Source organism: Dyella sp. OK584 (assembly GCF_057787755.1).
Genome location: NZ_CM173542.1, coordinates 1,806,787 through 1,828,748 on the forward strand (window position 1 = coordinate 1,806,787; position 21,962 = coordinate 1,828,748).

Consider the following 21,962-nt stretch of genomic DNA (forward strand, 5'->3'; position numbering starts at 1 on the left):
GGCACGTACCAGCCGTCAGGCAAGCGGCGAGGCGACATCAGTGATCGAGGTTGTACGAGGCGTTGGCCGCGCTGCTGATGATGCCGCTGAGCGGCAACAGCTGGGACAGGAAGCGGTTCCAGCGCGTCACGCCCGCGGGACCGACGAAGACGACGTCGCCGGGCCTGACCTTGAACTGATCGGCCAGGATGAAGGCATCCGGCGAACGTGCATCCAACTGGTAGACCGTGCCCTTGGCTTTCTCCAGATCCGCGATGCCACGAATGACGTACACCGCTTTGCCCTTGGAGGAGGTCGGATTCAAGCCGCCAGCACGCCCGAGGGCCTGCGTCAGCGTGAGGTCGGTCGTCTTGAAGCTGAGTGCTGTCGGGCGGTTGACCTCGCCGACGACATAGGCTTCCTGACGATCGTTGTAGGGCAGGAAAAGGCGGTCGCCGGGCTTGAGATAGATATCTTGCGCCAGCGCCTTGCTGGCCTGCTGCGCGTCGAGATTGAGCCGATAGTCGTGGCCATCGCGGGTAAGCACGAGGCCCGACAAATTGGCCTGCTCGGTGTTGACCACCGCGGTGCCGATCGCTTGCCCCAGCGTGGTGGGAATGGCGGTGATCGGCTGCGGATCGGTCTTCAGAAAGGCGCCCTGCAACGTAATGCGCTGGCTGCCGTAGCCGATCACGTTGACATCGACCTGCGGTTTTTCCACGTACTTGGCCAGCTTCTCGCTGATGGCCTTGCGCAGCTCTTCGATGGTCATGCCGGCCACCTTGAGCTCACCCACGTAGGGGTAAAACAGGGTGCCGTCCGAGCGCACCAGTCGCCCGTTGGCCAGCGTCTGCTGCTGCGGGCCCGCCGGCGAGGTGAGTTCCGGGTGGTCCCACACGGTGATGTAAAGCGTGTCGCCGGCACCGATGCGATACGACTCAGGTCGGAAAGACAGTAGTTCAGGGACGATGCCCTGCACAGTCTCTGCCGCCCTGTCCATGGCGATCAGTTTGGGCGTGATGGGAACGACGTCGACGCGACTGTTCTCATCCTCGCTGCGCATCATGCTGTTGGTGGACATGTGCTGTCCCGGCGCCCAGATGCAGCCATGCAGGAGGACGGCTGCGACAGCCAGGGTCACGGCGTTACGAACTTTCATGACTTCTACTTTCGGTTGGTGCAGACAAAAAGCATCCGTGCCGGAGCGAGCCCGGCACGGATGTTTCGTAGGCGAGAGAAAGGCTTAGTGGGTGCCGGTGGTGCCGGTCGTACCGCCGGTACCGCCCGTGCCGCCGCCACCGGTGCTCGGCGGGGTGTTGCTGTTGCCGGACTTGCTGCTGCCACCGCTACTGGCGGCAGCGGCCACGCCGGCCACGGCAGCAACGGCGGCGACGCTAACTACCGCGATCGTGCCAGCCGACATGCCGGCCGCGCCAGCCGCACCAGCTGTGCCGGTGGAGCCTGCACCACCCGCGGCGGCGGGAGCCGGAGCTGGCGGATTGGCCGGGGCTGGGGCCGTTTGCGCAAAAGCCTGTCCAACCAGGCTAGCCATGAGGACTACTGCAAGCAATTTCTTCACGTGAGCTCCGTTCAGTGTGTGACGACCCGATTCGCACGAAACCTTACTTGAAAATGAATTGTGATTTCCATGTATACGTTTCGTGACGTATGTCTCAATTGTGTATATGATCGTCAGCTGAACGCAAGTCTTTTTAGTTGCTTTTGTAAAGAGGTCGTAGTGACCGCCGCTGTAGGCGTGGGCGCCCTTCAAAAGAGGGCGGGGGCCTCAAGCGGTATCCAATACGCACCCATGGGTCGTCGTTACAGGGGTCTGACGAGGATGCATCCCAGCTTGAGTGGTGCGCCGCGTTGGTGGCTGCATCCGGAAGAGTCTTGAGCGTGTTCAAAAGGATATTGGTCGTATGCGTGGGGAACATCTGCCGTAGTCCTACGGCGGAATACCTGCTCCGGCATCACCTGGTCACCTCTGGCGCTTGCGTGGAAAGCGCAGGGTTGGGTGCGCTCGTCGGAAAACCCATGGATGCGACTGCCATGCAGGTGCTCAGTGACCACGGAGTGGATGGCGCCGCGCACCAGGCGCGCCAGCTCGGGTCTTCCATGCTGCGCGAAGCCGATCTGGTGTTGGCTATGGAGCGAGAGCACGTGGCCAGCTTGATGCGCATGGCACCAGAAGCCAGCGGCAAGGTGATGTTGCTGGATCGCTGGGGGCAAGGGCAGGACATTGCAGACCCCTACAGGCAAAGCCGCGAAGCCTTCGAGCACGTGTACACGATGATCGAACGCGGCGTACGCACCTGGCTTCCTTATCTGACGACTCCGATGCCCTGAGTTCCGAGCAAGCAGGTGTCTACAAGTCTGAGGTAGGCGCCCATACGCAACACCCCACCATTCCTTCTACCTAATTGATTTGCACTGGATTGCCTGAGCATGGCCGCAACACAGAACACCGCGCAGCAAGACGACGAGATTGACCTGCGCGAGCTGCTTGGCACGCTGGTCGACAACAAGTGGTTGATCGGCATCGTCACGGGTGTGTGCCTGGTGCTGAGCGTCGGCTACGCCGTGCTTGGCACGCCCATCTACGAAGCGGACGCCCTGGTGCAGGTGGAGCAGAAGGTTCCCGATCTGCCGGGCCTCAGTGCCATCACGCAGACGTTGGGTGCTTCCAGTTCCGAGGCCACGACCGAGATTGCGCTGATCACGTCGCGCTCCGTGATCGGCAAGGCAGTGCAGGAGCTGAACCTGCAGGTCGAAGTATCGCCGTCCCATTTCCCGATTTTTGGCGGCTGGGTCGCCAGACACTTCAACCCGGACCAACCCACGGATGTTGCGGCGCCAATGTTCGGCTTCAGCCGATACGACTGGGGCAATTCGAAGCTGGATATTTTCCTCATGCGCGTCCCCGTGACGCTCGAGGAAGAGAAGCTTGTCCTGACGGCGGGAGCGCAGGGCGCGTATGCGTTGACCTATGACGGCGACGTGCTCATCCAGGGGCGCGTGGGCGAGGTTGCAATCGGGCATGGCGTGACCATGCAGGTGCGCAGCATCCAGGCCAATCCGGGTACCCGCTTTCGCGTCATCCACCACGCGTTGCTTGCCGAGATCAGCCAGCTGCAGGTGGACGTCAACGCCACGGAACAGGGCAAGGACTCGGGCATCATCCAGCTCACCTACAACCATGAAGACCCGGAGCTGGCTGCGCAGTTGCTGGACCATGTGAGCCAGGCCTACGTCAAGCAGAACGTCGACCGAAATTCGGCCGAAGCGGCGACCAGCCTGAAGTTCGTCCGTGAGCAGCTGCCCAAGATCCGCCAGGACCTGGACGCCGCGCAAAGTGCGCTGAATGCGTTCCAGACCAAGGCGAAGTCCGTCGACATCACCATGCAGACGAAGGGTTTGTTGGATCAGATGGTTGCGATCGAGACCAGCATTCAGCAGCTACGCCTGCAGCAGGCGGATATGCAGCGGCGCTACACCGCCGAGCATCCCGCCTATAAAGCTTTGCTTGAGCAGATTTCGCAGCTTCAGGCACAGAAGAATGGCATCGACAAGGAAGTGGGCGGCCTGCCTGATACTCAGCAGGAACTGCTGCGCCTGACTCGCGACGTCGAAGTGACCAATGCCACCTACACGGGCCTGCTGAACCAGGCTCAGCAGCTGGACATCGCCCGCGCCGGCACGGTGGGCAATGTGCGCGTGATCGATCCCGCGGCGGTGGATACCTCCAAGCCGGCCAAGCCAAAGAAGCCTTTGGTGATCGCAGGCGGCACGCTGCTAGGGGCGTTCCTTGCGGTTGCCTTTGTACTCCTGAATCAAATGTTGAGCCGTGGCTTGGAAGATCCCTCGGCTCTCGAAGAGCTTGGGCTTTCCGTCTATGCGTCCATTCCAGCCAGCGTTGCGGAGCGCGAGAGTTTCCTGCAGGGGCGCCGTGGCCGCTCTGACGGCAAGCAGAAACTGCTGGCGGTGAACTCGCCGGCGGATCTGGCCATCGAGGCCCTGCGCAGCCTGCGCACCAGCCTCCATTTCGCGCGGATCGAAGCCAAGAACAACATCCTCATGATTTCCGGCGCCAGTCCGGGGGCGGGCAAGACCTTCGTCTCGTCCAATCTCGCCGCGGTCATCGCCAAGAGCGGCCAGCGTGTGCTGCTGATCGACGGCGACATGCGCAAGGGCGCCGTGCACACCGTGATGGGTGGGCGCGCCGAGCGAGGCTTGTCCGAGCTCATCGCAGGCCAGTTGACGATGGAAGAAGCGGTGCGTCCGGTTTCCGGCGTGGAGAGCCTGCATTTCATTGCTCGCGGCAAGACACCACCGAATCCCTCCGAGCTGCTGATGCATGAGCGCTTCGAGAAACTCCTGGAGCAGCTCAAGCCGCAGTACGACCTGATCATCCTCGATACACCACCGATTCTGGCCGTGACTGATGCGGCCATCATGGGTCATCACGTGGGAACGAGCCTGCTTGTTGTGCGCTTCGGGTTGAACCAGGCGCGCGAAATCGCACTGGCAAAACAGCGTTTCGAGCAGAACGGCGTTCAGATCAAGGGCGCGGTGTTCAACGCCGTTGAGCGTCGCAACGCGGGCTATTACTCCTACGGCTACTACGAATACAGCAGTGCCACCACCTGAGCTAGTCGATCACCTCAGTGAGTGAGGTGGTTAGCGGATCCGGTAACTAGACCAACCAAGGAGACGGTGCAGGCGACATCGCCGGCGCCGTCAGATTCCGGAGCCCCACGGCCAAGGGGTGCGATTCCTTCGACAGGGGGAGGGATTGATGAAGTACCGATTTGGAATTGTCGATCCGATGGGGCGAGTCGTACTCGCCGAGGTCGATTACGTGTGTGGGGTGCCGCGACGGGAAGTCACGCTCGCAGGAAGGTCATTGCCGTTCAAGGATGAGGTGTACTGATGTTGTCCATCCCTGGGATGTCTTACACGAAGAAAAGTGAATCCACTTTCTTCTCGAAGTACGGTGCGCTGCTCGATATCGCGTTGCGCGTGAGCGATGTGGCCGTGGTCATCGCGGTTGCTTATGTCGTCTATTGGCTGAAGTTCGACCGGCTTGCGCTAACGGATCCCTATGACAGGGGGCTGGTACGCGCGGTGCTGCTGACCCTGCTCGTCTTTCCCGCCGTCGGTGTCTACCGGAGCTGGCGCGGCGAGCGCTTGGTCGATGAAATTGGTCGACTGTGGTTGGCGTGGAGCGGTGTGATGCTGCTTCTCTTGCTGCTCGAATGGGCGGTCAAGAGCACGGGCGACTACTCGCGCATCAATGCGGTTGCGTGGTTCACGATTAGTGGCATTGTCTTGTCGCTCGATCGACTGTTTATACGTTGGCTGCTCGGTCACATCCGCGCGCACGGTGTCGATTCGCGTCGTGTCGTCCTCATCGGTGCGACGCAATCAGGCCAGAGAATCGTAACGGCGGCACGCCAGAACGCGTGGATGGGGCTGGATGTCGTCGGTTATGTAAGTACGCCCCACGACCAGGTAGATATTTCCGGCCTCTCCAGCCTAGGCGATCTCGAGACTTTTCTCGTGGGCATCGATTCCTGGTCATTGGACCAGATATGGATCGCGTTGCCGATGCGTGCCGAGTCGACCATTCAGCGCGTGCTGCAGGCCACACTCGACAAGCCGGTAACGATTCGATTTATCCCCGACTTCTTCGGATACGAGCTGATCAATCACAACGCGACAGCCCTTGGCGGCGTGCCCGTCATCACGTTGCGCGGGAGTCGCGTCGAAGGCCATGCAAGCGTCATCAAGGCTATGGAGGATCGCTCAATTGCCATCGCCTTGTTGCTACTGCTCAGTCCGCTGATGTTGATGGTGATGCTCGGTGTCAAGTTGAGCTCGCCAGGACCCGTGCTGTATCGACAAAAGCGACACGGCCTTGGTAGCAAAGAGATCGAGGTGCTCAAGTTCCGCTCGATGAAGGTCCACCAGGAGTCCGGCAGTCGCGTGACCCAAGCGGAGCGCAACGATTCGCGAGTGACACGGTTCGGGCGCTTTCTGCGCTCCAGCAGCCTTGATGAACTGCCCCAGTTGTTCAACGTCCTTCGGGGCGAAATGTCGATTGTCGGTCCCAGGCCGCATGCGGTCGAACACAACATGCATTTCAGTGAACGCCTGCATGGCTATATGCAGCGTCATGGCGTGAAGCCGGGTATGACTGGCCTGGCGCAGGTAAAGGGGTTTCGCGGTGAAACCGATACGCTGGAAAAGATGGCCAATCGTGTGGAATGCGATATCCACTACATACAGCATTGGTCATTGTGGCTGGACATCAAGATCATTTTCAGCACGCCGCTGGTGCTTATCCGTCGGCAAAATGCTTATTGAATGTGACCACTGAAGAGCGGCGTAACTGTTTGAAGAGCCGCCGTGCCGATTCACAGGCAGACAGATAAGAACGTCATGCCGCTATTGCATGACCATTGAAGAGAAATGTTGTGATGTCGCAAAGCATGCCAATCCAGACTTCACGCGGTTCCCGCGCCGTGCGCACGGTATGCGTGGGCGGCTTTCCCACGGTCGTGCTGGATCGGCGTGAATTGGCAGATCTCATGGTGCGTGATTGTGTGGCTGCGCGCGAATCTGCGGCGACTATCGCACCCAAGCTGGTCTTCTCTTCAAACGGGCAGGGTATTGCCCTTGCGGGTACCGAACCGGCGTTTGCCAGCGCGATGGCCCAGGCGGACATCGTGCACGCCGACGGTATGCCAGTGGTTTACGCGAGTCGGCTGACAGGTGTTCGCCTTCCCGAGCGCGTGGCAACGACGGATTTCTTTCATGACGCGGCGCGCGCCGCGTCCGAAGCTGGCCTGAAGTTCTTCATGCTGGGCGGTGAGGAAGAAGAGAACCTCCTGGCGGCTGAAGCGATTCGACACCTTTACCCTGATGTGCACGTTGTGGGGCGTCATCATGGCTACTTCGACCAGAGCATGGATGCCTCCGTATGCGAACTGATCCGGGAGAGTGGGGCGGACGTGCTGTGGGTAGCACTTGGCAAGCCTCGCCAAGAGTACTGGTGCGTTCGTAACAAGGGTCGCCTGGTCGGGCTCGGCTGGGTGAAGACCTGTGGCGGTCTTTACGCGTTCCTGTCGGGAAGGGCTTCACGTGCGCCGCAATGGATGCAGAGCTTTGGCCTCGAGTGGTTCTACAGGGCGCTTAATGATCCGCGTCGGCTGCTGTGGCGGTACATGACCACGAATCCCTATGCCATGTATCGCATGCTGCGGTACACGCGACGTGGTTGCGCTCCCCTAATCACTGACGCGCGTCGCTAAGGCTTGCATGTTCCGGCCCCTGGTCCAGTTAGCAAACCGCGCCTCACGAAGCCTTGCGGGCCCGATTGCTTTTGCGGGCTCCAATTTCCTCGTGGCCATTCTGTTGCAGCGATCGGTCGATGCGCGTGAGTTCGGCCTCTATGCGTTCTGCCAGGTCATCGTGGCGGCAGGCCTGGGCGTGTCGAACGGATTGCTGGGCAATCCTCTGACGGTACTTGTGGCACAGGCGCGAAACGATCAGTCAGCAGTCGTTGGAAGTTTCTTTCGCGGCAATCTCTGGTACTGCCTCTTCGGTTTTGTCTTGACGTATGGCCTGATGCGAGCGGCTGGTGCTGCGGGCACCTCGCTGATGCTCATGGGGCTGCTGGCGTCAGCCAGCTGGTTCAGATGGTTCATACGTTCCGCAGAGCTGTCTTTTCGGCGACGAGCCGCGGCATCACGTATCGACGTGATCTTTGGTATTGCCTCCGTCGCGGGCATCTTGGCGCTCCGGATTTCCGGACGCATCGAACTGAATGATGTCCTCATCCTGCTGATCGCAGCCAGCCTGGTTGCCGTCTTGGCTTCTGCGCCACAGGTTCGGGAGATGTGCATTCACGGATGGCGCGGTTCGCTGCATATCTTCAACGATGCACTGGCCGAACATGGCGGATGGGCAACGTTTACCAACGTAGCTACCCAGATCAGTGTCAACTCCCATGCTTACCTGATCACCCTGATGGTCGGTGCAGCTGCGTTCGCACCGGTGGCGCTGGCCACGATTTTGTTTCGTCCCTTGGGTGTCATCTTGACGGGCCTGGTGCAGTACGAGCAGCCACGGATGGCCCACCACATCAGCCGGAATGAATTGGCCAGCCTCAAGGGCGATATTGCCTTTGTCAGGAATCTTGTCGCCATGGCATGGCTTGGCAATTCGTTGGTAGTGGCGGTTCTCTTGGCAAAGTTTCCTGCCCAGATAAGTCGCGACAACGCCTACGACCTTTCTACACTCTTGGGAGCCACCGTCCTGGTAGGCGTCATCACGCTCCTGCGCTCGCTTCGTGAGCCTATGGCGACTGCGTTGCAGGCTGCCGGCAAATTTCGTGAACTTGCGAAGATTGCAGCCTTCTGTAGCCCGGTTCCGCTGGTACTGTCGTGCGCGCTTCTAATCGCGCGGCCGACGGATGTGTCGCTCTCACTGCTGGGTGCGCTGTTCGGTGAGATTGCGAATCTGGTTCTCGTCTTCGGCTGCTATGGCCGCTTCAGGATGGCTTTGGAAGCGAGTGCGGCATGACGTCGATCCTGAGTAACAACCGGAAACCAAGGCAGGGAGTGGTCGTCGTCTGCACTCAGATGGAGGCTGGAGGAGCGCAGATTCTCGCGACCGCTATGGCCAGAAGCCTGGTGTCGGAGGGCGTGGACGCCAAGGTTGTCTTTCTTTACCGCAAACGCGCCGTTTTCGATGGCGATCCCAACGTGGAAGTGCTTTTCCCGGGCAGGCCGTCACTACTGGACTATGTCCGTATCCTCATGCGCCTCGTGGCGTACGTAAAGCAACGCCGGCCTGTGGCCATCATTGGTATGGCGCACTACTCGTCGCCCCTGGCGACGCTCTCGGGTTGGATTACCGGTGTTCCGCGCCGAATTGCAACGCAGACGAGCCGCCCGGACAAGCTCAACAAATTTGCCCGTGCCCTGGACTGGTTCTGCGGCACGTTCGGCATTTACACCTCCAACATCCCTGCCTCGAAGTTCATCGAACGGGCGTTTGATCGCTTCCCGGCTCCTTATCGGGCTCGACTGAAGACGATTTACAACGGCGTGTCGGTTGAGCAGACATCACTAACCAAAGCACAGGCTCGCGAAGAATTTGGCCTTGACGCGCAAGCATTCCTGCTCGTCACCTGCGGGCGCCTCGCCGCGGTCAAAAATCATGAGCTGCTTTTGAAGGTCGTGGAGCGCGTGCCTGCGGTCAAGCTGGCCATCCTTGGTGAGGGCGAGTTGCGATCCAAGCTCGAAGCCAGCATTGCAGTCAGATCCCTGGCTGATCGCGTGACCCTTCTTGGAGAAGTACCGCCAGACCGTGTTGCCAGATTTCTCCGTGCAGGCGACGTGTTCGTATTCCCTTCCCATTCCGAAGCTTTCGGCATGGCGGCTGCGGAGGCGATGATGGCGGGACTACCCGTTATCGCGTCGAGCTATCCCGCGATTGCGGAAGTGATCGGCGATGCAGGGCCACTGATCGACCCGACTGATGTTGATGGTTGGATTGATGCAGTGGGTCGTTACTTTACTGATCCGGACTCGCTTGCCGATGCGTCCATGAGGAGTGCGCGGCAGGGCGCCAAGTTCACGTTCAACGAAATGATGCGGACGTACTGCGTCGAATTTTTTGGGAGCTGCTAGATGCGATTTTCATTTGCGCGCGGAGCGCTCTCAGTGCAGCTGTCCGCTCTCCGGGTAACTGTAAAAAAGCGTCTTCATGCCCGTCTGTGCACGGTGGTTGAAAGACCCAGGCCGCAAGCTCGTGAGGCTTGATCCCATGGCTAATTTGACCCAACGGTGCAATCGCTGGCTCGTCTACATGTGGATGCCACTCTCTGTGGGATCTACGGTATTGGGACGCGGCGAAGAGGGTCGCGTTCAAGTGCACCATCTAATGATTTTGGTGCCGTATGTCTATGCGATTATGCTATCTGTCACCCAGAAGACCCTTACTTCCGGGAATGCGTTCCTTATCGCACTATTCTTGTACGTTGCCGGGTCGGGGGCGCTGACTAATTACGGTGACATCAGCTTCTGGCTGAAATTATTCTCGTTCTTTGGCGTGATGGCGGTAGCCAACCACATTGCCAAGGTCATGACCATCGAAGAGTTCGTTAGTTGTTGCACCAAATCACTTACGATCACCTTTATTTTGTCCTTGGTGTTTGCCGTCGCTTTTCATGACCTCGCCTTCAGTGTGGTGGACGAGAAGTTGTCACTGAACTCCTTCTACTCCCAAAAGAATACGTACGGGCGCCTCATCTACTTCCTGATATTTTTCTATACGTGTCGAATGATGCTCCGACGTCGTCGTTGGAAGATTCGCGATACGGGTTTTATTGCGTTGTGCCTTGGCGCCCTCGTTCTGAGCAACTCCAGAACCTCCTTGGGCGTGGGCATCATGATTCTTGGTCTGCTTGGTGTGGCGCAGTGGGATTGGATTAACCGGACGTTTAGAGCATCCATGGTCATGCTCGTTGCGATTTCCGTCGGTCTGGTGCTCTTTGGCTTGGTGAGTTTCGTGGGCGTTGGGGATAACCACGACTCCGTATCCATCCTGGGTTTGCTGGTGCCGCTGTCCGGCAGGGCCACGATATGGGAGGGCGTAATCACCGGCCTGAATACCGAGCACAGGTGGTGGTTCGGATTTGGGTTGGAAGGTTTTTACAACACGCCCTATGCGAAATACATTACCGATATCGGCCTGGGTAAAGACTTCGTGCCCGGAGATTCTCATAACGGCTATATCGATTTGGTCGCCAACTTAGGCCTGGTTGGTGCCTTCATCTATTTTGTAATCATTTCCCGGTTTCTTGGCCTCATTCGAAGAGTCAGGGCGCCTGCATTGAGGGGTATGCTCTACATCTTTGTCATAATCTATATATCGTCCAATTTTACGGAATCTTTCTTCGTCAAGACGTCGAACATTACTTCCTTCATGTTCATGTTGATGTTCTTGTACACCTACAAATTTGTCCCCGGCAAATCGAGCGGTATGCGAAGTGATGTCCCGCAAGCGCTTGGCAGCGAGTCGTCTCCCGTCACGAACTCAGGCTGACTCGCTTGTTCCTTACTTCATTGCTGCCATTTCATGTTTGGAGCGATATTTCCGCGCTTGGTGATTTGGCGGTTGTGGCCCCGTGTGCAATGGCGGTCGCGTTTTGCATGGACCAGCGGTCGGCCGGACGCCCGGCGGCCCGGGGTTGGGGCGTGATGCTGATCGCGGTCTCGGCCCTTGTGGCTGTCAGTAAGCTCGTTGTCTTGGTATTTGATGGCGGGAACCCAGCGCCGAGCTTCACTGGGATAAGTGGTCACTCCGCCATGTCTGCCGCGACTTGGCCAGCGTTGTTTGCGCTGCTGGCGGGATCGCATGGACGAATGCTCCGTAATGCTGCGATTTGTCTGGGAGCGCTTTTGGCTCTAGCCATTGCCGTGTCTCGGGTCGCCGTGCACGCCCACGGTGTGTCTGAGGTGGTTACGGGGCTTCTCTTAGGAGGAGGGGCGTTCGCTTGTTTGCTTCGGAGGTTTGGTCAGCATTGGAAGTTACCGGCTTCCAATCAGATACAGGTACTGACTCTGCTGACTCTGCTGATCGTTATGCCGCTGATCTACGGATACCACTTTCCTTCGGATCGTGTGTTGCGGTTTGTTGCCCAGCACCTAAGCCTGAGCAGTCTTCCAATGACATCCAATTTACGGTGAATCGGCATGGGCTTGCTCGACATTCTTGCCAAGTCGTCTAGTCGTTTCGTGAGTGATCGTACAAACGACAACCAACGCTCCGTTGCCAGTACCCCTGGCGCGGGTTGGGATTTGTTGACGTATGCGGTCAATCAGTTTGCTGCGGCTCAAGCTAGCGGTGTCGTTGTCTATAAGACGAAGGCCGACATGCTGGCGGATGCCGGACAGCGACTTGGTGCTGCGGCTTGGGTACTACTCGATCCCGTGCCCGACAACAATGCTAGCTACAGCTGGGATGGTGCGAGCTGGCGGGGTGCTTTCGACCGTCTTGCTTTTGCCATCGGCAATGGATCAGGTTTTCAGCAGGCTGGCGACGGAGCTGTCCTGCGTCCGTTGCAGGAAAAAGGGCGGGATCAAACACACGTCAAAGACTTCGGTGCTCGTGGTGATGGTGCGGAAGATACAGCCAGTTTGCAAAAGGCGATTGACAGCACTCCAGAAGGTGGCGTTCTTTCGTTCATGCGGACGGCGAGCACCTTTAGAACGGACGAGTTGCGCATCAGCAGAAGTATCCGCATCGAAATGAACGGTGCGAAGTTTGAGCTCACGGGCTCGCGCCTCTTTGTCCTTGCGGCTAACGTGGAATTCTGTGAGCTCGTTGGATGTGGAGGCGTGGATGTTTGCATTAGTGCAGGGTTGGAAAGCACTCGGGAGTTCTTTTCTGATTGGAGCATGGCTGGGCAGCGAGACTATTCGAATATCAATCTCGGGACGCGCCATAACACCCAACGCCTCGTGCTTGAGCGAAACATTTTCAATGCAGCTAAAGTCACGATCGTAGGAAACCATAGGTCGCTTAGTATCGTCCGCAACGTTGCTGTGACTACAGCATCTGATCCATACGCGTTACCGTATATGCTCATGGTGGCACCCGGCGGCAACGCGCCTGATCGCGCTTACGGCGAATTTGTGGTCTCGGATAACTATTGGGATGTTTGGTCACCAAATCATGGTGACGGGCCTCAGCGGTTCTATGACGGGAACTACGACATCCTGAAAATCGCTCGCGCGACTACCGGCCTCAAGTTGCGTGGCAACTTCGTGCGCAGTGGAAATCCTGATCAACAATGCGCCCAGATTGATGTTTTCACGGGAGCCCATTTTCTCAACTCGTCGGGCAATACGTTCATCAATGTCCAGCTTCACCGGAAGCAGATGGTCGGTGCAGTGCCAATGCCTGACTTTGGAATGGACACTTACGTCAACGATCAGTGGATAGTTCAGTCAGGTTTTAGGGTGATGTATGCGACAGGGCCGCAGGCTCGCAACAACCCGATCTACTTGCACGGTGCGAGATCCGAGTTTGTTGGCTGCAAAGTACTCAATGAGTCCGACATGCCCATGAGCGTGTTCTTTCTGCCTGCGTTTTCGGCCGCTTATCCTGGCTTTGGGATTAGAGGCACTACGCACGTCACGATCATGGGTGGAATCTACGATTTACGCTCCGACGTGACGGCGAGCGACAGTGCCTTCGTTCATAGCGGCGCATCTTCAGCAGATCAAGCCGATCAGTACATCAAGCTACTTGGGCCGACGGTGATAGGCGGTCGTAAGTTGCTTCGCAGTACGAAAGATGGTTCACGGTTCCGGTACTGTCAGCGCGGATTTGTCACATGGACTGGCGGTGGTGAAGATGGGACTGAGATGGACGTCGATTTCGATTATCCGCAGGTCGCCGTGGGTAACATGTATGACGGCCATGTGCGTGAGGTGTCTACTCACGACGCAAATGACAAACGTGCGGGGTATGTGAGCATTGCGGCGCCATCGAGTGGCACCATGAATGTCACTGCCTATGCGTCTGTTCGTTTCGATGGGACGGGTGCGCTAAAGGGGCTTGCTGGTGGTCGCGTGGGACAGAGAGTCACTATCCACAAGGTCAACATCAACGGCGTTGTGCTGCACGGTACTTCCGCCGGTGGTATCCGCTTGGCGGGTTCGGCAGACTTTGGCATGGGGCCAACATCAGTGCTCGAAGTTGAGCTTCAGGCGGATGGTGTATGGAATGAGGTTGGCCGTGTAGACGCCAGGCGAAAGCTGGGTACCACGGCGCAGCGCCCTGCGAATTTCGCCCAGGGCGAAACGTTTACTTATTTCGATACGGTGATAGGCCGACCGGTGTTCTGGGGCACTGGCTGGTGGGATGCGTCGGGAGCATCCGCCTAATCAGTCTTGTTGCAATATCGAAGTTCCGACTCTTCATCGGAAATGCGTTCCAAGGAAGGACGCTCTACAAGGAAGCAATACGTTGCAGAACATCAAGCCGCTTACCGCTCTGAGATCCTTCTTTGCTCTCTGGGTGCTGGCTTTTCACTGGTTCTTCCTCTATCCGGTAGCGCCAACAGCGTTCTTTGACCTTGGATTTTCAACGCCGTTGTTTGACAAGGGCTACCTTGGCGTGGACGGCTTCTTTGTTCTGAGTGGCTTCATCCTTGCCTATAACTACGGCCAGGCGGAGAGACGGTTTGACTACAAGGATTTTGTAGTCAATCGCATAGCTCGCATCTACCCGGTTCACTTCGTTTGTCTTGGCTTGGCGGCCGCCAGGATCCTTGTCAAACAGGCCTTCATGCATCGGGAGATCATTGGTGCTCCCGGCAATACATGGTGGGAGTTGGTGGCGAACCTTCTCCTCGTCAACTCGTGGTTTCCCTGGCAGAGCAATGGCTGGAATGATGTTGCCTGGTCCGTAAGCGCCGAGTGGTTTGCTTACCTGGCGTTTCCCATCTTCATGATGGCCTCCAAGCTGAAGCGCTCGGGCACGACTATCGTTGCCGTGGTGCTGGCCATCTGCGTCCTGTGGTGGGTCGAGTCAACGAATGATGGATTGCATTTGTCTACGCCACATGGCTTGTCCCGACTTATCCCCGAGTTCTACTTGGGCTCGCTCATATGCCGGCTGCGTAGTCAGATCCCCATGCTTGCGGCCATCCGGGTTGGCTCCATCGTCTCTCTCGTAGTCATTGTCTTCGGCGTCTTTTGCAATTCGGACACGATTGCCGTGGTGGGCCTTGCGCTTCTCGTCCTTGGCTTGGCAAGCAAGGGCGACATCCTTCGGACGCCGATGTCGGTGCGGCCTTTGATCTATCTTGGTGAGATTTCCTACTGCCTTTACCTGGTTCAACGCGTTCCCCAGAACCTTTGGGATTTATCGCGTCAGAAGGTTCATGTCATTGAAGCTATGCCGCTTGGCTTGAGCATATTTTCTCTCTTGGCCCTGAGCATTTTTAGCGCTGCGATGCTCCATCACCTCGTAGAAAACCCTGCCCGCAGGCTAGTAAAGAGGGCCTTCGCTAGAGAAGTGCATGTACGCGAGGCGGCCAGCCAGGTGGCCTGAGCACTCTATTGCCGCTTAGCTAAGGTCAGTGATACATCAAATTGATCGCCACCAACGTAATCACCAGCACCAATGCAGTGAGTGGCAAGCCAACGCGCAGGAAATCCTTGCCGCGATAACCACCGGGACCGGCGATCATCATCAACGCCGGGTGGCCGGAGCTGAGCAGGAAGGTGTTGGATGAAGATATCGCGACGATCAGCGCATAGGCCGATGGATTGCCGCCAGTAGCGACAGCAACGCTGATGGCAATGGGCACCATCATCACTGTGGCGCCGACGTTGGACATCACCTGCGAGAACAGCAGGGTCAATACAGCCAGTGACAGTTGCAGAACCCAGTGCGAAGTGTGGCCCAGATGCTGCAGCACTTCCTGCGCCAGCCACGCGGCGGCGCCGGTGGCGTCCATCGACCAGCCCAGCGGAATCAGGCAGGCCGTGACGAAGATGGTCTTCCAGTTGATGGCCTTGTAGGCCTCATCCATGTTCAGCACGCCAGTGAGCAGCATGCCGATGGCGCCGGTCATCATGGCGACGGAAAGATCGAGATGAGTGAACAAGGCAAGGCACTTGGCCAGCACGAAGAAACCGACGGCCTGCCAGATCTTGCCCGGACGCTGCTCTTCCTTGGGAGTGTCGGTAACGACGACGAGGTCCTTGTCCTCGCTGGCCAACGCCAGGTCGCGCCAACTGGAATGCAGCACCAGTGTGTCACCGGCGCGCAGGCTCACCGAGCGCACGTCGTCGCGATACACCTGATCGCCGCGGTTCACCGCCAGCACCGAGATGCCGTAGCGCTTGCGCAGGCGCAGGTCGCCGACAGTCTGCTTGAGGAAGCGTGAGCTGGGCGGAATCACTGCTTCCGAAATACCAGCGCGCGTGGGGTTGAACAGTTCGCCCAACTGCCGCATGCGCGGCGACAGCTTGCACAGCTGGTTGTTGGCGAACTGGTTGAGCTGATCGCGTGGACCCAGCACGCCCAGCACCGAGCCAACCCAGATGACATGATCGGCTGGTGGCGCCATGCGTGCATCGTTGCCACTCTTGATGGCAAGAATCAGCGGTGAGCCATAGAGCTGTTCCACTTCGCCGATGCTCATGCCTACCAGCGGGCTTTCGGCCGTCACCGTGAGCTCGGCGGTCTCACCGACAATGCCGTAAGTGTCCGCGAAGTAGCTCTCGGTACGGCCCGGCGTTACCTTCAGGCGTTCGTCTTCTCGCTCGGGCAACAGCTTCTTGCCGAAGAAGTAGAAGAACCCGACACCCGTCAGCGCGAGCACAAGACCCACCGGCGTTACGCTGAAGAGACCGAATTTTGGAATCGTGTGCGCACCCGCAGGCAGGTTGGCGTTGGCGCTGGCCACCAGATCGTTCAGCACGATCAGCGGTGAGTTGGCGATCAGCGTGGTGTTGGTGGCGGTGAGGATGCAGAACGCCATCGGCAACAACAGCCGCGAGAGCGGCACGCCGGTACGCGCGGCAAGGCGGCTGGTAACCGGAATCATCAATGCAGCCAGCGCCTGGCTGGGAATCACCGCGCTGAACAGACTGGTGACCAGGTTGATCACTACGCCCAGACGCGACTCCCTACCTCGCGCCATGCGCATGACGAAGTTGGCAGTGAGCGAGAGCACGCCAGCTCGATCGAGTCCGGCACCCATGATCATGATCGCGATGATCGCGATGACGGCGTTACCGGCAAAGCCGTTGAAGACGCGGTCGGAAGGAATCAGGCCGGTCAGGCCGATGACCACCACGACCAGCAGGGCCACCATGTCGGCGCGGATCCATTCCAGCACCAGCATCAGCATGGTGAAGCCCACCAGCCCGAGCACCAGAATCATTTCGGGGGTGAGTGTGAGTCCCACTAGCGGGCGTCTCCTTCGCTTGCGCCCGGCGTCAACGCCGCCTCGGGCGTGAGGCAGGGCATGGGAAGGCGTGATGGGTCACTCACGCAGCGGCACGATTCTTATTGAGATGCGGCGAGTATAAGCGCGGCCGACAGCCGGAGGTGAATTTCGGCTGGACGCGAGGCCGACCTCTTCGAGCGGCTTGTAGGCCTGCGCCTCGCTGGCTGCTTATCAAACACACATCTCAGATTCATCCTAAAGAAGCGGGCCTGGGATCAATGAACAATGGCCGTGTTTCGTGGTAGCAACCGCGAAATGGCGACGTAGCCCGCTCGGGTCTACGGGGAAAACCTCTCCACGTATGCGACAGGAAGTCCGGCAACTGCCGGTCGACGGCGTGCCTCGTCTTTGAATCCACTGCTCTATCCGATCTGGTAAAGGAATAACCACTATATGAAGAAGACGCTTATCACGACTGCCCTGACTGCGGTTCTTGGCCTGGCTGCACTCGCTCCGATGGTCGCCAGTGCCTCCGATGGCACGATCACCTTCAATGGTCAGATCACCGACACCACCTGCATCGTCACGGGCGGCGGCGCTGCCACCGGCAGCGGCAACATCACGGTGACGATGCCGACCGTCAGCACCTCCGCGCTGGCCGCCAACGGCCAGACCGCCGGCGACACCAACTTCTCGCTCGTCCTGGGTGGCGGTACCAACTGCACCAACGGCAAGACGGCTGCCCTGTGGATCGAAACTACGCAGACCCCGGCCCTCGACACGGCCACGGGTGCGCTGAAGAACCAGGCCAGCGGCGGCGCCAACTTCGTGGAGGTGCGCATGGTCAACCCGGCTAACAACCAGCCGATCAACCTGGGCATCAACGCCGCTGTCGCCAATGGCGCCACGGTCATCGCTGCCAACAACCAGCCGGCCGCCACGATCTCTGGCAATACCGCCACGCTGAACTACGTCGCCCAGTATCTGGCCAATGGCGGCGCTGCTACGGCGGGTGTGGTCACCACCTATCTGACCTATTCAATGCAATACAACTGATCGCTCTCGACGGGCTTCAGTGGCAAGGCCGGTACGCCGGCCCTGCCGACTCTTCCGGATCAGTGCCGTTCCTTCCAAGCTTCGAGAGCAGTGTCATGAAAGCCTTTAGCCGCGCCCTGTGCGCCATGATCGTCATCGCCGCGAGCCTCAGCTCCGCCTATGCCGGCATCACTATTAACGGTACACGCGTGGTGTATCCCGCGGATCAGCGCGAGGTGTCGCTGAGCATGGTCAACGACGGCAAGGAAGCACGCCTCATTCAAGCCTGGGTGGACACCGGCGACGCGAGCGAACGCGCAGAATCCAGCAATGCACCGTTCCTGATCACGCCGCCCATGTCGCGTGTCGATCCCGGCAAGGGCCAGACACTCCGCATCATGTTTACCGGCGCCAACCAACTGCCGCAGGACCGCGAAACGGTCTACTGGCTCAATATTCTGGAAATTCCGCCCAAGCCCAAGGCGGGCAGTGACGCGGCGGAAAATTACGTGCAGCTGGCCGTGCGGTCGCGCATCAAGCTGTTCTATCGCCCCAAGGGCCTGCAGGGTTCACTCGACGCGGCGCCTGAGCAAGTGACCTGGCACCTCGTATCCAAAGGCAACGGCTACGCCGTGGAGTGCACCAACGACACGCCTTTCAACGTGTCCTTCAGTGACGTCTCCTTCAAGGGCGCTCCGCAGCAAGACTCCGTCAGCAAGGGTGGCATGTGCCCGGCCAAAGGCAAGGGGACATTCCCCGTGGCGGGGACGCCCGATGCCAGCGGCAAGCTCGTGATCACCGTCATCAACGATTACGGCGGCTTCAATCCGCACGAAGCAAGTTTCACGCGGTGATCCCGGTGCTCGCTGAAGCGAACCTCCCGCCGCGACGGAAGGGTACGAAGGTCGAACAAAGGCATTGATCCACGCGTAATTCGCGGGAGCCGTTCAACGTAGTTGGGCTTCCCTCCAACCAGGACTTTTTTCCAGTGCCGCGATGCGAGTCGCGCGGCCCGGAGGGGAGTCGTTTGTCCAAAAAAAGAGCTTTGACCCCAATGAATGCGACCAGCACGAAGCAAGTTCATTCCTTGTACATGGCCAATTCCCGCCTGCCTCAGGTGGCGCGCATCCGCTCCCTGACGTGGTTTGTGATGCTGGGCTTGGGTACAGCGCCTGCTGCCATCCTTGCCGCCCCCGCTGCTGCTCCGGCTGTCGCGGCGCTGGAGCCCGCTGCCAATCCTGGCGTGGTCGAATTCAGCAACGCCTTCACTGGTTCCAGTCAGTCGGTCGACGTGTCGCGCTTTGAGAGGGGCAATCCAGTATTGCCGGGCAGCTACAACGTCGATGTCTTCGTCAACGAGGGTCGCGTTGCACGCAAGAACATCCAGTTTCGTGCCATGGAAGGCAGCCAGGTCGCCCAGCCCTGTTTTGACTACGAAACGCTGGTGCAGATGGGCGTGGATGTGGCCAGGCTGGATGCCCAGGTCGTCAACGTCCAGAGTCCGTGCATTGGCATCAGGGACATCAGCGCCGATGCCACTGTGCAAATGGATGTGGGTGAGCTTCGCCTCGACGTGTCCATCCCTCAGGAATCGCTGCGCCGTCAGGCACGCGGCTATGTGAGCCCGGAGCTGTGGGATCGGGGTGAAACCGCCTTCCTGCTTGGCTACAACTTCAACGCCTATTCGCTCGATCAGAGCTACGGCGGTCCGCGTATGCAGGGCGGTGGCACCGCCATTGCCGCCGATGGCAGCCAGCTACAGGTGCAAGGCGCGCAGTACTACATGGCGGGCCCAAGCGGAAGCTACGTGCCAAGCGCCACGGGCAACTACATGCTCGGCACCAACGGCCAGTATGTGCCGGTGCAACGTAGCACCTTCGTGCCGGTACAACGTGGTGGTGATAGCAGCAATGACATTAACGCCTATCTGGGTCTCAACCTTGGGATGAACGTGCTGGGCTGGCGTGTGCGCAGCCAGGAGACGGCACAGTGGGACCAGCGTACGGGCCGGACCCGCTGGATCAACATCAACACCACGGCCACCCACGACATCACGCCCTGGAAGGCCCAGTTCACCATTGGAGACGGCTATACGCAGGGCGTCGTGTTCGATACCACGCCATTCCGTGGCATCACCATGTACAGCGATGACCGCATGCTCCCCGACTCGCAGCAGGGCTACGCGCCGGTAGTGCGCGGCACCGCCAACACACAGGCCCGCGTGGAAGTGCGCCAGAACGGCAACCTGCTGTACCAGACCACCGTGGCACCGGGCCCATTCGTCATTGATGATCTGTATGCGACGGGCTATAGCGGCGACCTGACCATCACCGTGTTCGAGGCCGATGGCAGCGTGCACAGCTTCGTCGTGCCCTATTCGGCGGTGCCCATGTTGCTGCGTCCCGGTGTCAGTCGTTGGGCCGTTACCGATGGACAGGTGCACAACACGGCACTGCGCAACGACAAACCGTATTTCGTGGAAGGCACCTATCAGCACGGTATCAACAACTGGCTGACGGCGTACGGGGGCGCGCAGTCCACCTACCGCAATCTCTACCACGCCTATTTGCTCGGTGCGGCCATCAATACGCCGCTCGGCGCCATTGCGCTGGATGTCACCAACTCGCACACCACGTTGCAGGGTGCCGATTCGCTGTCCGGCTACAGCATGCGGGTTTCTTACTCCAAGGTCATTCCCAGTTCGGGCACCACCTTCGCGTTGGCGTCGTATCGGTACTCCAACGGCAATTTCCTGTCGCTGTCCGACGCCGTCATCACGCAAGACATGCTGACGTCCCTGCGCACCACCAGCCTGTCCATGGTGAACCTGATGCGCTCCAGGCAGCGCCTCAACGTCACCATCAACCAGGATTTTGGCGGCAACTACGGCCAGCTGTTCTTCAACGGCTCGCGCAATACCTATTGGCACGGCATGCCCAGCGCCACCACCTACCAGCTCGGCTACAACAACCGGTATCGCCGCGTGAACTTTGGCATCACTGCCAGTCGCACCTACACGTCTGGCCCGATGTACAACGGCGCCCACTACGACAACCAGTTCGGCCTCAACGTATCGATCCCGTTGGGCGGGCCGTCGTCGCGCAACGCGCCCATGCTGCAGTTCTCCACCACGCACGACGACGTCATGGGAGACAACGATCGCGTCGGCGTCAGCGGTACGTTCGGCAAGAACAGCGAGTTCAACTACGGCGGCAACGTCTCGTATAACGATTACAGCAATGCCAGTTCGCAGACCACGGCCAGCGGTACGCTGGGCTGGCAGGCCCCGTACGCCAACCTCAATGGCAGTTATTCGTATTCGGAGCACTACCAGCAGGCATCGGTCAGTGCGGCCGGTGGCTTGGTGATGCACGGCGGCGGCATCACACTGGCGCCGCAGCTCGATCTCAACAGCGCCATCGGCATCATCGATGCGCCGGACGCCAAGGGCGCCCGTGTGTCCAGCAGCGGTCAGACCGTTGTCGATGGCCGTGGCTATGCCGTGGCCACCAACCTCATGCCTTATCGCATGAACGACGTCACGCTGGACCCCATCGGAACCTCCATGGATGTGGAGTTCGAAACCACGCGTGTGCAGGTAGCGCCACGTGCTGGCGCCGTAGTGCCGCTGAAGTTCGGTACCGTCAGCGGGCGTGCCGTATTGATCCGCGCACAGCAGGCCAATGGCACGCCGCTGCCATTCGGTGCGCAGGTGCTCGATGCCAATGGACATGATGTGGGCTCGGTGGCCCAGGGCGGCCAACTCTTCGTGCGCGGCATGGAAGACGGTGGCGTGGTCACGGTGCGCTGGGGTGACACGGATACCCAGCAGTGCCATGCAGCCTACAGCCTGCCGCCGCGTGCCAAGGGCGACAAACAAGCTGCGATCACCAGCGTCGAGGCGATGTGCCGATGAACACGCGACACGTATGCCCCCGCGTCACTGGATGTGAACAAAGCC

At 59.2% G+C, this 21,962-nt stretch carries 16 protein-coding genes; 13 read left to right on the top strand and 3 right to left on the bottom strand.

Annotation, left to right across the window (positions count from 1 at the left end; translation table 11 throughout):
• Positions 1 to 37 precede the first annotated feature (37 nt).
• The gene (locus AC3CBN_RS08045) at positions 38 to 1,138 is read right to left on the bottom strand and encodes a polysaccharide biosynthesis/export family protein (protein ID WP_488636286.1); all 1,101 of its coding nucleotides are present in this window, start codon (positions 1,136 to 1,138) and stop codon (positions 38 to 40) included.
• Between the two features lie 84 nt (positions 1,139 to 1,222).
• Positions 1,223 to 1,531, bottom strand: coding sequence for a hypothetical protein (locus AC3CBN_RS08050; RefSeq protein ID WP_488636287.1), 309 nt, complete (start codon positions 1,529 to 1,531; stop codon positions 1,223 to 1,225).
• Positions 1,532 to 1,905: 374 nt separating this feature from the next.
• On the opposite strand from AC3CBN_RS08050, the gene AC3CBN_RS08055 reads away from it, so the two are divergent.
• The 10 genes from AC3CBN_RS08055 to AC3CBN_RS08100 all read left to right on the top strand — a co-directional run bounded on the left by AC3CBN_RS08055 (position 1,906) and on the right by AC3CBN_RS08100 (position 15,117).
• Positions 1,906 to 2,328: a low molecular weight protein-tyrosine-phosphatase gene (locus AC3CBN_RS08055; RefSeq protein ID WP_488636686.1), complete on the top strand. Its 423-nt coding sequence runs from the start codon at positions 1,906 to 1,908 to the stop codon at positions 2,326 to 2,328.
• A gap of 99 nt (positions 2,329 to 2,427) precedes the next feature.
• On the top strand, positions 2,428 to 4,629 hold the full coding sequence (locus AC3CBN_RS08060) for a polysaccharide biosynthesis tyrosine autokinase (RefSeq protein ID WP_488636288.1): 2,202 nt from the start codon (positions 2,428 to 2,430) through the stop codon (positions 4,627 to 4,629).
• A gap of 282 nt (positions 4,630 to 4,911) precedes the next feature.
• Positions 4,912 to 6,348, top strand: coding sequence for an undecaprenyl-phosphate glucose phosphotransferase (locus AC3CBN_RS08065; RefSeq protein ID WP_488636289.1), 1,437 nt, complete (start codon positions 4,912 to 4,914; stop codon positions 6,346 to 6,348).
• Positions 6,349 to 6,473: 125 nt separating this feature from the next.
• Positions 6,474 to 7,295, top strand: a complete 822-nt coding sequence (locus tag AC3CBN_RS08070; RefSeq protein WP_488636290.1) for a WecB/TagA/CpsF family glycosyltransferase — start codon at positions 6,474 to 6,476, stop codon at positions 7,293 to 7,295.
• A gap of 91 nt (positions 7,296 to 7,386) precedes the next feature.
• On the top strand, positions 7,387 to 8,568 hold the full coding sequence (locus tag AC3CBN_RS08075) for a hypothetical protein (protein ID WP_488636291.1): 1,182 nt from the start codon (positions 7,387 to 7,389) through the stop codon (positions 8,566 to 8,568).
• A complete protein-coding gene (locus tag AC3CBN_RS08080) occupies positions 8,565 to 9,680 on the top strand; it encodes a glycosyltransferase (RefSeq protein WP_488636292.1) in 1,116 nt (371 codons plus the stop codon). The genes AC3CBN_RS08075 and AC3CBN_RS08080 overlap by 4 nt, the downstream gene beginning before the upstream one ends.
• Positions 9,681 to 9,816: 136 nt before the next feature.
• Entirely contained in the window at positions 9,817 to 11,097 is a 1,281-nt protein-coding gene (locus AC3CBN_RS08085; RefSeq protein ID WP_488636293.1) for an O-antigen ligase family protein, read from the top strand.
• A 263-nt stretch (positions 11,098 to 11,360) separates the two neighbouring features.
• Positions 11,361 to 11,741, top strand: coding sequence for a hypothetical protein (locus tag AC3CBN_RS08090; RefSeq protein WP_488636687.1), 381 nt, complete (start codon positions 11,361 to 11,363; stop codon positions 11,739 to 11,741).
• A 6-nt stretch (positions 11,742 to 11,747) separates the two neighbouring features.
• On the top strand, positions 11,748 to 13,946 hold the full coding sequence (locus AC3CBN_RS08095; protein ID WP_488636294.1) for a hypothetical protein: 2,199 nt from the start codon (positions 11,748 to 11,750) through the stop codon (positions 13,944 to 13,946).
• Between the two features lie 82 nt (positions 13,947 to 14,028).
• A complete protein-coding gene (locus tag AC3CBN_RS08100; protein WP_488636295.1) occupies positions 14,029 to 15,117 on the top strand; it encodes an acyltransferase family protein in 1,089 nt (362 codons plus the stop codon).
• A gap of 25 nt (positions 15,118 to 15,142) precedes the next feature.
• Here AC3CBN_RS08100 and AC3CBN_RS08105 read toward each other — a convergent pair whose 3' ends face one another.
• Positions 15,143 to 16,960, bottom strand: a complete 1,818-nt coding sequence (locus AC3CBN_RS08105) for an SLC13 family permease (protein WP_488636688.1) — start codon at positions 16,958 to 16,960, stop codon at positions 15,143 to 15,145.
• A gap of 459 nt (positions 16,961 to 17,419) precedes the next feature.
• Between AC3CBN_RS08105 and AC3CBN_RS08110 the strand changes: the two genes are divergently transcribed.
• The 3 genes from AC3CBN_RS08110 to AC3CBN_RS08120 all read left to right on the top strand — a co-directional run bounded on the left by AC3CBN_RS08110 (position 17,420) and on the right by AC3CBN_RS08120 (position 21,917).
• Positions 17,420 to 18,022, top strand: a complete 603-nt coding sequence (locus AC3CBN_RS08110; RefSeq protein ID WP_488636296.1) for a fimbrial protein — start codon at positions 17,420 to 17,422, stop codon at positions 18,020 to 18,022.
• A gap of 95 nt (positions 18,023 to 18,117) precedes the next feature.
• Complete coding sequence (locus tag AC3CBN_RS08115) at positions 18,118 to 18,855, top strand: fimbrial biogenesis chaperone (protein WP_488636297.1); 738 nt, start codon at positions 18,118 to 18,120, stop codon at positions 18,853 to 18,855.
• 239 nt (positions 18,856 to 19,094) lie between these two features.
• Complete coding sequence (locus AC3CBN_RS08120; RefSeq protein ID WP_488636298.1) at positions 19,095 to 21,917, top strand: fimbria/pilus outer membrane usher protein; 2,823 nt, start codon at positions 19,095 to 19,097, stop codon at positions 21,915 to 21,917.
• Positions 21,918 to 21,962: the final 45 nt, after the last annotated feature.

Coding starts and splice junctions, on each gene's coding strand:
- AC3CBN_RS08070 (WP_488636290.1), top strand. CDS start 6,474: ATGCCAATCCAGACTTCACGCGGTTCCCGCGCCGTGCGCACGGTATGC.
- AC3CBN_RS08060 (WP_488636288.1), top strand. CDS start 2,428: ATGGCCGCAACACAGAACACCGCGCAGCAAGACGACGAGATTGACCTG.
- AC3CBN_RS08090 (WP_488636687.1), top strand. CDS start 11,361: ATGTCTGCCGCGACTTGGCCAGCGTTGTTTGCGCTGCTGGCGGGATCG.
- AC3CBN_RS08120 (WP_488636298.1), top strand. CDS start 19,095: ATGGCCAATTCCCGCCTGCCTCAGGTGGCGCGCATCCGCTCCCTGACG.
- AC3CBN_RS08045 (WP_488636286.1), bottom strand. CDS start 1,138: ATGAAAGTTCGTAACGCCGTGACCCTGGCTGTCGCAGCCGTCCTCCTG.
- AC3CBN_RS08085 (WP_488636293.1), top strand. CDS start 9,817: ATGGCTAATTTGACCCAACGGTGCAATCGCTGGCTCGTCTACATGTGG.
- AC3CBN_RS08105 (WP_488636688.1), bottom strand. CDS start 16,960: ATGATTCTGGTGCTCGGGCTGGTGGGCTTCACCATGCTGATGCTGGTG.
- AC3CBN_RS08110 (WP_488636296.1), top strand. CDS start 17,420: ATGAAGAAGACGCTTATCACGACTGCCCTGACTGCGGTTCTTGGCCTG.
- AC3CBN_RS08095 (WP_488636294.1), top strand. CDS start 11,748: ATGGGCTTGCTCGACATTCTTGCCAAGTCGTCTAGTCGTTTCGTGAGT.
- AC3CBN_RS08065 (WP_488636289.1), top strand. CDS start 4,912: ATGTTGTCCATCCCTGGGATGTCTTACACGAAGAAAAGTGAATCCACT.
- AC3CBN_RS08115 (WP_488636297.1), top strand. CDS start 18,118: ATGAAAGCCTTTAGCCGCGCCCTGTGCGCCATGATCGTCATCGCCGCG.
- AC3CBN_RS08050 (WP_488636287.1), bottom strand. CDS start 1,531: ATGGCTAGCCTGGTTGGACAGGCTTTTGCGCAAACGGCCCCAGCCCCG.
- AC3CBN_RS08080 (WP_488636292.1), top strand. CDS start 8,565: ATGACGTCGATCCTGAGTAACAACCGGAAACCAAGGCAGGGAGTGGTC.